At 61.9% G+C, this 12,199-nt stretch carries 13 protein-coding genes; 9 read left to right on the top strand and 4 right to left on the bottom strand.

The window, feature by feature from the left end:
• Positions 1 to 149: 149 nt before the first annotated feature.
• Entirely contained in the window at positions 150 to 680 is a 531-nt protein-coding gene (locus tag QMK33_RS08435; protein WP_283564139.1) for a hypothetical protein, read from the top strand.
• A gap of 178 nt (positions 681 to 858) precedes the next feature.
• Here QMK33_RS08435 and QMK33_RS08430 read toward each other — a convergent pair whose 3' ends face one another.
• The 3 genes from QMK33_RS08430 to QMK33_RS08420 form a co-directional block, all read right to left on the bottom strand.
• Positions 859 to 1,791 (bottom strand): D-2-hydroxyacid dehydrogenase, encoded by a 933-nt coding sequence (locus QMK33_RS08430; protein WP_283564138.1) that lies wholly within the window; start codon positions 1,789 to 1,791, stop codon positions 859 to 861.
• Between the two features lie 122 nt (positions 1,792 to 1,913).
• Positions 1,914 to 2,315: a hypothetical protein gene (locus QMK33_RS08425; RefSeq protein WP_283564137.1), complete on the bottom strand. Its 402-nt coding sequence runs from the start codon at positions 2,313 to 2,315 to the stop codon at positions 1,914 to 1,916.
• Between the two features lie 143 nt (positions 2,316 to 2,458).
• A complete protein-coding gene (locus QMK33_RS08420; protein WP_283564136.1) occupies positions 2,459 to 3,166 on the bottom strand; it encodes a coiled-coil domain-containing protein in 708 nt (235 codons plus the stop codon).
• Positions 3,167 to 3,377: 211 nt separating this feature from the next.
• Here QMK33_RS08420 and QMK33_RS08415 point away from each other — a divergent pair, with 211 nt between their 5' ends.
• The 3 genes from QMK33_RS08415 (at position 3,378) to QMK33_RS08405 (ending at position 5,510) form a co-directional block, all read left to right on the top strand.
• Positions 3,378 to 3,791 carry a 6-pyruvoyl trahydropterin synthase family protein gene (locus tag QMK33_RS08415; protein WP_283564135.1) on the top strand — a complete coding sequence of 138 codons (414 nt, stop codon included), beginning with the start codon at positions 3,378 to 3,380 and terminating at the stop codon, positions 3,789 to 3,791.
• A 16-nt stretch (positions 3,792 to 3,807) separates the two neighbouring features.
• Positions 3,808 to 4,485, top strand: a complete 678-nt coding sequence (gene folE, locus QMK33_RS08410) for a GTP cyclohydrolase I FolE (RefSeq protein WP_283564286.1) — start codon at positions 3,808 to 3,810, stop codon at positions 4,483 to 4,485.
• Positions 4,486 to 4,601: 116 nt separating this feature from the next.
• Positions 4,602 to 5,510, top strand: coding sequence for a TIGR01777 family oxidoreductase (locus QMK33_RS08405; protein ID WP_283564134.1), 909 nt, complete (start codon positions 4,602 to 4,604; stop codon positions 5,508 to 5,510).
• A 54-nt stretch (positions 5,511 to 5,564) separates the two neighbouring features.
• Here QMK33_RS08405 and QMK33_RS08400 read toward each other — a convergent pair whose 3' ends face one another.
• Positions 5,565 to 6,074: a D-glycero-alpha-D-manno-heptose-1,7-bisphosphate 7-phosphatase gene (locus QMK33_RS08400; RefSeq protein ID WP_283564133.1), complete on the bottom strand. Its 510-nt coding sequence runs from the start codon at positions 6,072 to 6,074 to the stop codon at positions 5,565 to 5,567.
• Positions 6,075 to 6,169: 95 nt separating this feature from the next.
• On the opposite strand from QMK33_RS08400, the gene hemG reads away from it, so the two are divergent.
• The 5 genes from hemG (at position 6,170) to QMK33_RS08375 (ending at position 12,113) form a co-directional block, all read left to right on the top strand.
• Positions 6,170 to 7,501, top strand: a complete 1,332-nt coding sequence (gene hemG, locus QMK33_RS08395) for a protoporphyrinogen oxidase (protein WP_283564132.1) — start codon at positions 6,170 to 6,172, stop codon at positions 7,499 to 7,501.
• 110 nt (positions 7,502 to 7,611) lie between these two features.
• The gene (locus tag QMK33_RS08390) at positions 7,612 to 8,397 is read left to right on the top strand and encodes a polyprenol monophosphomannose synthase (protein ID WP_283564131.1); all 786 of its coding nucleotides are present in this window, start codon (positions 7,612 to 7,614) and stop codon (positions 8,395 to 8,397) included.
• Positions 8,398 to 8,551: 154 nt separating this feature from the next.
• A complete protein-coding gene (locus tag QMK33_RS08385; protein WP_283564130.1) occupies positions 8,552 to 9,496 on the top strand; it encodes a TerC family protein in 945 nt (314 codons plus the stop codon).
• Positions 9,497 to 9,561: 65 nt separating this feature from the next.
• Positions 9,562 to 10,518, top strand: coding sequence for an L-histidine N(alpha)-methyltransferase (egtD, locus tag QMK33_RS08380; protein WP_283564129.1), 957 nt, complete (start codon positions 9,562 to 9,564; stop codon positions 10,516 to 10,518).
• A 179-nt stretch (positions 10,519 to 10,697) separates the two neighbouring features.
• Positions 10,698 to 12,113: an MATE family efflux transporter gene (locus QMK33_RS08375; protein ID WP_283564128.1), complete on the top strand. Its 1,416-nt coding sequence runs from the start codon at positions 10,698 to 10,700 to the stop codon at positions 12,111 to 12,113.
• Positions 12,114 to 12,199: the final 86 nt, after the last annotated feature.

Here is a 12,199-nt window from a genome sequence, read left to right as displayed (position 1 = left end):
CTCCTTTAAAGACACCGTACTACTTATAGATAATTTGCTTATACTTAAGGCATTGCTTTTTACGCCCATCGCACGGCAGCCGGCGCATCATCCAAAAGCCCGGCCGGCCGTATCTAAGCACAGCCAAGCGGCTGGTTTTACTTCCATTCATGAAATATTTTTCGCTTCCCGATAACCTACCCGGCCACGTGCTGGCGGCCGCCCGCCAAACCGGCCTGCGCGCCTGGCAAACCGGCCGCCTGTTTCGGCAAGTAGCCCAGCGCACCCTCGACGCAGTGCAGGAAGTGCTGCGCGCTGAAATCCAGAGCGGCCACGCCCGGCTGGTAGCCGATTTCCTGGCCGATAAAGCCCTGCCTGCCGCCCGCGCCATTCTGCTGGAGCGCATGGCGGCCCGGCTACTGCTGCGCATTGGCCTGCGCGGAGTATTTATGACCAATATCGCCGGCTGGGTGCTGCCCTTCGTGCTCGAAAAGCTGTTTCAAGCCGCCCGCGCCAGTGGCCTGCTGGCCCGCCTCGAAGCCAACTCCACCGTAGCCAATGCCCTGGCCCGCCTCGACGACCTGCGCCAAGCCACCGCCCGCCTCCTCTTCCCCGACGGCGAAACCGAAGCCCGCGTCCTCACCGATGCCGAGGCTGCCGAACTGCTCCAGAAACCAGCCAAGCAGCTGGCGAGTGAGTGAGTGAGTGAGTGAGTGAGTGAGTGAGTGAGTGAGTGAGTGAAAGAACGTCATACTGACGAAGGAAGCATCTTGTGCGGAGTAGTAAAATCAACCGGTAAACGATTGGAATTACTACCTCACCTGAGGTGCTTCCTTCGTCAGCATGACATTTATTTTATTCAACCACTCCTTCCCCACCTCAATACCCCTGCGCCAGCTGCACCACGTTTTCCAGCGGCTCACCGGCTTGCAGGTGGCCCAGGTTGCGAAGCAGCTGGGCTACTTTGCCCTCGGCTTCGGCGGGCTGGCCGCCGCCGGTGTGCTGGGTGAGCAGCACATTGGGCAGCGCCCAAAGGGGGTGGCCGGCCGGCAGCGGCTCGGTGGCCGTTACGTCGAGCACGGCCCCGCCGAGGTGGCCGGCTTGCAGCGCCGCGATAAGGGCGGGCTCGTCGGTGGTATTGCCGCGGCCCACGCTAGCGTAGAAGCTGCCGGGGGCCATGGCCGCGATGAGGTCGGCCGAGAAAAAGCCTTCGGCACTGCCGGGCAGGCAGTTCACTACAATGTCCGTTTGGGGCAGTGCAGCGGCTAGTTCCTGGCGCGAGTGCAACTGGGCCTGCGGGTCGGTGCGGGCCAGTAGCTGCACCACGCAGCCAAACCCGCTGAGCTGTTGCCGCACCGCCTGCCCAATGGTGCCCGCCCCCAAAATAACCACCCGCTTACCACGCAGCAGCCCCATGCGCCCCCTGATGGGCGCGCCCACCCACTGCTGCGCGGCTTGCAGGCGGGCCAGCTCGGGCACGGCGCGGTAGAGGGCCAGCAGGCCCGCTACCATTGTTTCGGCGCAGGGCCAGGCAAAATAATCGCCCATGTTGCACACCGGCGCGGCCACCGCCAGGCCCTGGTACTTATCAAACCCGGCCGAGTCGAGCTGCCACAGCCGCAGGTGGGGCAGTTCCTGAGCTAGTAGCTCGGGCGCCGGGTTGCCGAATAGTACCGCTGCCTCGCGCAGGGCGGCGGCCTGCGCAGCAGCGGGCAGCCCGGCCGCCAGCACTACCTGGCTAGTAGCCGGCACCTGGGCCAGTAGCTGGGCACGGGCCGTTGCGGGCAACGAAGAAAAAGTGACTATTTTCATAACCCTCAGATGAACAAATACTTACAATAAACAAGCCAAAACCAGCACCATGCAAAAAAGCAGCCTCCCCCAGCCTGATGGCGCGGGAAGGCTGCTCTTCAATCTTAACTAACCAGCAAAAACTACGCGTTTTTGTTGTCGTTTTTGAGGTCTTCGGCGGGCGTCGAATCCGAGCCTTGCAACTGGCCGGCGGCGGCGAGCAGGGCAGCGGCCAGCTTCTCCACGTGCGTGCGGGTGTTGCCATCGGCAAAGCTGGCGGTGCGGGCGGTTTCGTTGCCCAAGCGGTGCAGCAGGCTACCTACCTGCTTGCCGTCGTAGGTGCCGCTGTTCATCAGCGCTTTCAAATCCTGCAGGTCTACTACCAGCTTGTGAAACTCGGGGTTGTTGGCTGCCTTCAGGTCCTCAATCCAGCGCTGAAAGTGGTTGTCGGTACCAGCGCGGTTTGCCTCTTCGCTGAGGTCGCCGGTGAGGAGTTTGATAGCACCTTCCAGGTGTACTTGGTGTTGAACTTCGGTCTTTTCCATGATGCAGCTTGGGAAATTTGAATGGGCAGGCCAAGGGGCCTGTCCGAGTCCTCAACGCAAGGCAGCGCGCCGGGGTTAGCCCTGGGCCAATAAAAAAACCCCACCGGCAGCCGGTGGGGTTTCGTTTACTAATGCCGGGCAGGCTACTCAATCTTGCTCATGCGCTCCTTCACGGCCTCCAGCGACACGCGCATGTTGACGATGTCGGCGCGGGCGGCTTCCTGCTCTTTCAGGTTGGTATCAACCTGGTTGTTAAGCTGCTGCAATTCGGCTGCGTTGGCGGCTAGCTGCTGCTGAATTTCCAGCTTGCGGGCCTTGTTCTTCTCGATTTCCTTCTTGATGGCGTCCGACTTGCTGATAACCGACATGTGGCTGTTCTGCGAATTTACCAGCGACTTTTCGGCGTCGGTAATCTGCGCCACCAAGTCTTCGCGGTACATCGAGCGGGCAAAGTCCTTCAGGTACTTCTCGCCGGCCTTCCACTGCGCCGGGGTCGAGGCCTGGCCCAGGTAGGCATTGCCCAGGTCGATGCTCCACCACACGCCGGTGCCGGTAGGCAAGGCATCTACGCGGCTGATGATGCGCACGGGCGTGGGCGAAATGTCCGGAATCGTAACCCCTTCCATCGTAATAATGCCCTTGTTGTTCTTCACTTTACCCGGAAACTGCTCGTTGAGCTGCTTTATCCAGGAAGTTTCCACCCGCTTGTTGTCGAGCTGCAAGCTCACGCGCTGACCTTTGCGCGGAATATTGCCGATGTTTTGGTCCGACTCATCAACGGGCGAGCGCTGCGCCGAAACCTGCAGTGTGCCCAGCAACAATAGCAGAAAGAAGAGTATGTTTCGTTTCATTGGTAGAATAAACAAGAGGTAGTAAGGATGTTGAAAACAAAGAAATGAGACTGGGTTAGCCCTCTGACAGCCCAAATTTAAGCAGTTTGTTGCAACTGTATTAGCTATCTAGTCGTTTTTTTTACTTAGTAAATTTTTTATTTGTTAAGTCCTATCCCGTACCGCGGGCTGGCGGGCTCAACAAATGCCCGCACCACTGGTTTTAACGCCCATGCCCCAGCTCACTATCTGCCGCTCCGAACACTTCAACGCGGCCCACCGGCTCCACAATCCCGCCTGGGATAGCGCCCGTAATCAGCAGGTTTTTGGTAAGTGCAACAACCCCAATTACCACGGCCACAACTACAACCTCACCGTGCGCCTCACCGGCGAAGTGGACCCCGATACGGGGTATGTTTTTGATTTGAAGCAGCTTAGCGAGCTAATCAAAGTGCAAGTTTTGCAGCCCTTCGACCACCGCAATCTAAACCTCGATACGGAGGAGTTTAGCAAGCTGAATCCGACGGCCGAAAATATCGCTATGGTTATTTGGCGGCGGCTACGGGCCGTGTTGCCGGCTCCGCTCACGCTGGCCGTGACCCTGCACGAAACGGACCGTAATTTTGTGGAATACTATGGAGAATAATTCTGCCGCGCTGGTGATGCCCCTGCCGGGCACGCCGGCCGCCGACGGCCCCGCCGACCACGGCCCCGACCAGCACCTGCCCGCCGGCCTGCGCACCCCGTTGCGCGCCGACGCCTTTGACCAGAGCGACGACGAAAAGATTGCGGCCATCAGCGGCCACTTCCGCGCCATTATGCACGAGCTGGGTCTCGACCTAACGGACGATAGCCTGGCCGGCACCCCCCAGCGGGTGGCCAAAATGTTTGTGCAAGAGTGGTTTAAGGGCCTCGACCCGGCGCACCGGCCCGAGGTACGGCTGTTTGAAAACCGCTACCAGTACCAGCAGCTGCTGGTGGAGCGCGATATTACGCTGTTTTCGTGCTGTGAGCACCACTTCGTGCCCATTATTGGCAAGGCGCACATAGCCTACTTGCCTGGCAAACACGTAGTTGGGCTTAGTAAGCTCAACCGCGTAGTGCAGTACTACGCCCGCCGGCCCCAGGTGCAGGAGCGCCTCACGCGCCAAGTGGCCGAGCACCTGCGCCAAAGCCTGGGCACCGACGATGTGGCCGTGCTCATCGAGGCCGACCACCTCTGCGTGATGAGCCGCGGCGTGAACGATACCAGCAGCTCGACTATCACCAGCGAGTACGGAGGCAAGTTCCTAGAAGACAGTACGTTACGCAGTGAGTTTTTACGCCAGATTGGGAAGTAATTTTCGTTTTCCGTTGCGCGTTTTTTATTTTTCGTTGTTACAGTAGCCCAACTCGCTGCTTATGAAGCGAATGCGAAAACGAGCAACGAAAAATGAGCAACAAAAAACGAGCAACTATGAAAATCCTCATCACCGGCGGTACGGGCATGATTGGACAGCGGCTGGCCGAGCTGCTTCTTGATGGCGGCCACGAAGTGGCCCTGCTCACGCGGGAGCCTCAGAAGGCCAGCCACTTCCGGCTTTTTGGCTGGGACTTGCAGGCGGGCACCATCGACCCCGCCGCCGTGCCCTACGCCGATTGCATTGTGAACCTGGCCGGCAGCGGCGTGGCCGACGGCAAGTGGACGCCCGAGCGCAAGCACGAGATTCTACGCTCGCGCCTCGATGGCCTGGAGCTGCTGCACCGCGAGCTGAGCAAGCCGGGCCACCACGTACGTACGCTGCTATCGGCCTCAGCCATTGGCATTTACGGCGACCGGGGCGATGAGATTTTACACGAAGACTCCCCCAATGCTGCCCCGGCCGACGACTTTTTGGCCGATGTAGTCATTCAGTGGGAAGCCGCCGCCCGGCGCGTAGGCGAGCTGGGGCTGCGCGTGGTGCTGCCGCGCATCGGCATTGTGCTGAGCCCCGAGGGCGGGGCGCTGGTGCCCATAGCCAAAACCGTGCGCTACGGCGCGGGCGCACCGCTCGGCTCGGGCCGGCAATACATGAGCTGGGTGCACCTCGACGACCTGTGCCGCATACTGGTGCAAATGGCAGAAGACGTACGCTGGCAGGGCGAATACAACGCCGTGGCCCCTAACCCCGTCACCAACCAGGAGTTTACCGAAACCCTCGCTCAAGTAATGCACCGCCCGCTGCTGCTGCCCAAAGTCCCGGCCTTCGGCCTGAAGCTGGCCATGGGCGAGATGAGCGAAATCGTGCTCGGCTCGCAGCGCGTGAGCGCCGATAAGGTTATCGACCAGGGCTTTACCTACGAATACCCACAGCTACTAGCTGCCTTGGCCTCTTTTTATCAATGAGTGAGTTTTACTAGCAGGCCTTGCAATTCACTTATTTACAACTCATTCACCAACTCACCCATTGATTAAGATGAGCTCCGTAGCGGCCTGTAAATCAGCCACTCGGGGCGAGTAAGCTATGAGCTCCGAGTGGCCAACCAAGATGCCGCGCACGCCCAGCTGGGCGCCGGCCTGCATGTCGCGGGCGCGGTCGCCTACCAGCCAGCACTGGGCAGGGTCGAGGTGGTAGCGGGCCATTGCTTTTTCCAGCATCCCCGAGTCGGGCTTGCGAAAGATAGACTCGCTTACCGAGGGATAGCTTTCGGACATATAGAGCGCATCGAGCTGATAGCCACAGGCTTGCTGCAAAATTTCGTGGCAGGCCAGCACGTCGGCACGGGTGTAGAGGCCTTTGGCGATGCCGGCCTGGTTGGTTACCACCACCAGGTAGTAGCCGGCGGCTTTGAGGCGGGCCAGGCTCTCGGGCACGCCGGGGCAGATGCGGAAGCGCTCGGGCGTCCAGACGTAGTCGCCCATTTCCTCGTTGAGCACGCCGTCGCGGTCCAGAAAAACTGCTTTATTCATCGGATTAGCTAATTAGGGCGGGCAGCTGCTTGTTTCTTCACTGCCCGCCGGCACAAAGCTATCAGCTAGCGGCCATCAGCAAACAGCTTAAAAATATGCGCATTGCCATCATCGGCGGCGGCCTCACGGGCCTCACGCTCGCCTACTACCTCCAAAAAGCGGGCGTTGCCTACGACCTCTTTGAGGCCAGCGCGCGGCCGGGCGGCAACCTGCTCTCACCCCTGGCCCCCGAAGGCTACCAGCTGGAGGCCGGCCCCAATTCGCTGCTGCTGAGCGCCGAGCTGGAAGAGCTACTGCTGGAGCTGGGCCTGCAAGACCATATTCAGGAGGCGGCCCCGGTGAGCCAGCACCGCTTTGTGCTGCGCGGCGGCCAGTACCGGGCGCTGCCGGGTTCGCCGCCCGCGCTGCTGGCCAGCGGTTTTTTTAGCCTGCGCACCAAGCTGCGGCTGCTGAGTGAGCTGCTGCGCCGGCCCGCGCCCCCCGTGCCGGGCGAAACGGTAGCCGCTTTTTTTGAGCGCCACTTCGGGCCCGAGGTGGTGCAGTACGCCGTTAACCCCTTCGTGGCGGGCATCTATGCCGGCGACCCGGCCGAGCTGCTGCTTTCGCTCACGTTTCCGCAGCTGGCGGCCCTCGAAACCCAGCACGGCTCGCTGCTGCGCGGCCTGGCCAAAGGCCCCAAAACCGGCGGCCGCCGCCGCACCATCACGCTGCGCGGCGGCGTGCAGGTGCTCACCGATGCGCTGGCGGCGCGGCTCACCAGCTACCACCTGGACCAGCCGGTAGTGACTATTGATAAAGACGCTGATAATGAGTATTATGTAACTACCAGTAGCCGGCAGCCGGCCGCCTACTCACACTTGGCGCTGGCCGTGCCGACCTACGCGGCGGCAACCCTGCTGGGGCCAATTTTTCCGGCGGCGGCCGCGGCGCTGGCGGCCGTGCGCTACCCGCCCATGACGCTCGTGTACTCGGCCTACGACCGGGCGGCCGTGGCGCACCCGCTGGTGGGTTTCGGGGCGCTCAACCCGAAGGTGGAGGGCACCTACGCGGCCGGGGCCATCTGGACCAGCTCGCTGTTTCCGGACCGCGTGCCGGCCGGGCAGGTGCTGTTTACCAGCTTCGTGGGCGGGGCGCAGTTTGCACGGCAGGCCCAGGAGCCGGCCGCCACGCAGCTGGCGGCCGTGCATACCGAACTAGCTCAGCTATACAGCATTAGCGCCGCGCCGCGCTGGCAAGGGCGCTATTACTGGCCGCAGAGCATTCCGCAGTTTGACCAGCACTTAGCCGATGCGCGGGCGGCCGTGGCTCCGCTGGCCGCCCAGGGCGTGGTAGCGGTGGCCAACTGGCAGGCCGGCGTAAGCGTGCCCGACTGCGTGAAGTACGCCCGGCGGCTGGGGGAAGAGCTGGGAATGCGGAATAAAGAGTGAGAAGTTGGTTGCCAAGGCCCTATTTTTCGTTTCTTGTTTTTACTTTCATCTTCCTCCTTCCCAATTTTCGCAGTGCAACCCTGTTGCTATGCTTCTTATCTTTGCCCCTGATGAGTAATACGGCCGCCGGACTGGTCCTGATTCCGACGTATAATGAGCGGGAAAACGTGGAGCTTATTATCCGGGCCGTTTTTGCGCTCCCGGCTAATTTTCACGTGCTGATAATTGACGATGGCTCGCCCGACGGCACGGGTGCGCTAGTGCGCGGGCTATTGGCTGAGTTTGCGGGCCGGCTGTTTTTGGAGGAGCGGGCTGGCAAGCAGGGCCTGGGCACGGCCTACATCTTCGGGTTTCGGTGGGCGCTGGCGCGGGGCTACGAGTACGTGTTTGAGATGGATGCCGACTTTTCGCACAACCCGCAGGACCTGCTGCGCCTGCGCGAGGCCTGCGCCGTGCAGGGTTACGATATGGCCATCGGCTCGCGCTACAGCGACGGCGTGAACGTGGTAAACTGGCCCATGAGCCGGGTGCTGATGTCGTATTTCGCCTCCCGCTACGTGCGTTTCATCACCGGCATGCCCATTCACGACGCCACGGCGGGCTTCAAGTGCTACTCGGCGCGGGTGCTGCGGGCCATCGACCTGAGCCGCATTCACTTCGTGGGCTACGCCTTTCAGATTGAGATGAAGTGGCTCACCTACCGCCTGGGCTTCCGCATTAAGGAGGTGCCCATCATCTTCACCGACCGCACCCGCGGGCAGTCGAAAATGTCGAAGGGTATTTTCAAGGAAGCGCTGGTGGGCGTGGTGCAAATGAAGGTGAGCAGTTGGATTCACCCACCGCGCCGCACCGCCGACGAGCCCCAGCCGCAGCAGCCCAGTGTGAGTGTAGGGTAACTAGCTGTGCGGCAGGCTTTAGCTTGCCGTTTGCAGCACTGGCTAGCGGGCAGCTGGTTGCCCCCACTTACCCCCGGCAAGCTGAAGCTTACCGCACAGCGCGCACACCCTACTGCCCCGTTTTTGCGTATCGGAGAAAGCCTACTGCTGCCGAATGCACAATACCCCCTTCTTCTGGATTTTATTTAACCTGTTCGTAATCGGGCTTTTACTGCTCGATTTGCTGGTTTTCAACCGCCGCGCCCACGCCGTGAAAATAGGCGAGGCGCTGGGGTGGAGCGCGTTTTGGATAGCGCTTTCGCTGAGCTTCAACCTGCTGGTGTACCGCACCATGGGCCACGAGGCCGGCCTGCAATGGCTGACGGGCTACCTCATCGAGAAGGCCCTGAGCGTGGACAACCTGTTCGTGTTCCTGCTCATTTTCACCTACTTCAAGGTGCCGGCCGAGTACCAGCACCGCATCCTGTTTTGGGGTGTGCTGGGGGCCCTGGTGCTGCGCGGCTTGTTCATTGTGCTGGGAGCGGCGCTGCTGGCCAAGTTTCACTTTCTGCTCTACATTCTAGGGGCATTTCTGGTGTACACGGGCGTACGCATGGCACTCAGCGGCGGCGGCGACCCCGAGGTTGACCCCGATAACAACCCGGTTGTGCGCTTTTTGCGGCGCTACCTGCCCATCACGAAGCAGCTCGATGGCGGCAAGTTTTTCACCCGGCGCGACGGCGTGCGCGTGGCCACGCCGCTGCTGGTAGTGCTGGTGATGGTCGAAACCACCGACGTAGTTTTTGCGGCCGATTCCATCCCCGCCATCCTGGCTATTTCGCGCGACACGTTCATCGTGTACACCTCCAACGTGTTTGCGCTGCTGGGGCTGCGGGCCCTGTATTTTGCACTGGCCAGCCTGATATCGCTGTTTCATTACCTCAGCTACGGCTTGGCGTTCATCCTCGTTTTCATCGGCGGTAAGCTGCTGGCCGAGGACCTCTTGCGCGAACATTTTAACCTTGTGCTACCCGTGCCGGTTTCTCTGGGCATTGTGGGCGCGCTGCTACTGGGCTCCGTCGGGGCCTCGCTGCTGTGGCCCAAGAAAACAGAACTATAGCTACTAAACACATTACCAATTACTTATAAAGCAGCTTTGCTGTTTTATAACAACGCTCACCCATCTTGAATCACCTTGCCGAACACCTGGCCCAGGGCTTCAGCCAAACGCCGAAGACCCTGTCGTCCAAATACTTCTACGATGCTACGGGCAGCCGCCTGTTTCAGCAGATAATGGGGCTGCCCGAGTACTACCCTACCCGTACCGAGCTGGCTATTTTTCAGGCGCAGGGCGCGGCCATTGGGCGGGCGCTGGCGGCGGGTGCCGGGCCCGGCCAGCCGCTGGCCGTGGTGGAGCTAGGCGCGGGCGATGGCCTGAAAACCAAGCTCTTGCTGCGCGAATTACTTGCCCAGCCGGTGGCCCTCACCTACGTGCCGGTCGATATTTCGCCCTCAGCCATCGACGAGCTGGCGGCCTCGCTGCGGCAGGAGCTGCCCAGCCTGCCCACCGAGCCGCTGGCGGCTGAGTACGGGGCGGCGCTTACGACGCTGGCCACCCGGCCGGGGGCCAAAGCGGTGCTGTTTCTGGGTTCCAACATCGGCAATTTCGCGCCGGATGAGCGGGCCGATTTTCTGCGCGAGCTGGCGCGGCCCCTTACCCCGGCCGACCGCCTGCTGGTGGGCTTCGACCTGCGCAAGGACCCGCGCCGCATTCGGGCGGCCTACGATGATGCCCAGGGTGTCACGGCCGAGTTCAACTTCAACCTGCTGCGCCGGCTCAATGCCGAGGCCGGGGCCAATTTTGAGCTCGATGCCTGGCAGCACTTTCCCGATTACGACCCCAGCACCGGGGCCATGCGCTCGTGGCTGGTGAGCCGCCGCGCCCAAACCGTGCGCCTGGCCACCCTGCCCGGCCAGGCCTTCGAAATTGCCGCCTGGGAAGCCATCCAAACCGAAAGCTCGTTCAAGTTTACCCTGCCCCAGATTACCGAATTGGCGGCCGGCGCGGGCCTGCGCGTGGTCGAGGTTTTCCAGGACGATGCCCATGACTTTGCCGACGTGGTACTGGCCGTGGCGGCGTAAGGGCGTAATTTTACGGGTAGAAATCGCTCCGCTATTAATGCAGAACGTCATGCAGACCGCAGGGAAGCATCTCGCGTAGGGTGGTAACTCAATCGTTTAGCGGTATTGATTACTACCCCACGCGAGACACTTCCCTACGGTCTGCATGACTTTTATTTATCTTATTAATTATCAAGTACTTGTCACTCGTTAAAGCCCACCTCCGCCCTACCATCCTGCTAGCCTACCCGGTAGTACTCAGCCAGCTCGGCCACATATTGGTGAGCGTGTGCGACTCGGTGATGGTGGGCCAAACGGGCAAGCTGCCGCTGGCCGCCGTGAGCGTGGGCGTGAGCACCACCACCGTGCTCATGGTGCTGGGCCTGGGCATTAGCATGGGCGCGGTGCCGCGCGTGGCCGCCGCCAACGGCCGGGGCGACGACGATGCGCTGGGCCACCTGCTGGTGGGCACCATTTGGCTGAATACGCTGGCGGGCGTGCTGCTGGCGGGCCTCAGCCAGCTGCTGCCGCTGGTGATGCCCCACCTGGGCCAGGCCCCCGAGGTGGTGGCGCTGGCCACGCCCTGGGTGCGGGTGGTGGGCCTGTCGCTGCTGCCGCTGATGGTGTTTCAGGGCTTTCGCGAGTGGGCCGAGGGGCTGGGGCTCACGCGCCAGGCCATGCAGCTGTCCATTGCCGGCAACGTGGTGAATGCGCTGCTGTGCTACGCCCTGATATTCGGGCACTTCGGTGCGCCGGCCATGGGCCTGATGGGGGCTGCCTGGGCCACCCTCATTGCTCGCATCGGCATGGCGGCCCTCATGGCGCAGTACGTGCTGCGGGCCGAGCGGCTGCGCACCAAGCGCCCCGCCCTGGTAGCCACCTGGCTGCGGCCCCGGCTGGCCGAGCTGCGCGGGCAGCTGGCCCTGGGCCTGCCCATTGGCGTGCAAATGATGTTTGAAGTGGGCGCCTTTGCCGCGTCGGCACTCATGATGGGCTGGCTGGGCATTACCACCCAGGCCGCCCACCAGATTGCCATTAACGTGGCCTCGGTGACCTACATGGCGGCCACGGGTATTGCGGCGGCGGCTACCATTCGGGTGGGCAACCTGCGCGGGGCCGGCGACCTGGCCGGGGCCCGGCAGGCGGGCTTCGCGGCCTACTGGCTGGCCTTCGGTTTTATGGGTGCTATGGGTCTGCTGCTCATTATGTTACGCAATTTTGTGCCCACTTTCTACAACACCGACCCCGTGGTGGTGGCGCAGGCGGCCTCACTGCTGGCCATCGCGGCCGCCTTCCAGGTGTCGGATGGCCTGCAAGTGGTGGGCCTGGGCGCGCTGCGCGGCCTCGAAGACGTGAAGGTGCCTTCGGTGGTGGCGCTGCTGGCCTACTGGGCCATTGCCCTGCCGCTGGGCTACTTCCTGGCATTTAAGCTGCACTGGGGCGCAACGGGTATTTGGGTGGGCCTGCTCACCGGCCTCAGCATTGTGGCGGTGGTGCTGCTGCAACGCTTTCGGCACGAAAGCGCGCCCGGCAGCACTCCGCCCGCGGCCCGGCCGCCCGCCGAGCATTTCACCGATGCTGAAGAATTGCTGGTGCTGGGCCAACCCGCCGGCTAGCTGCGGAACTCAGAGCCGGGGCTTCTTTGTCAGAATGAAGGCTGGGGCCGGCACCTTTAGTGCTGGGCACTAGCCTTTATTCTGAC

The organism is Hymenobacter sp. H14-R3, from assembly GCF_030063445.1.
Taxonomy (GTDB): domain Bacteria; phylum Bacteroidota; class Bacteroidia; order Cytophagales; family Hymenobacteraceae; genus Hymenobacter.
Note: the sequence above shows the minus strand (reverse complement) of the source record. Positions and strands in the feature narration are given on the sequence as shown.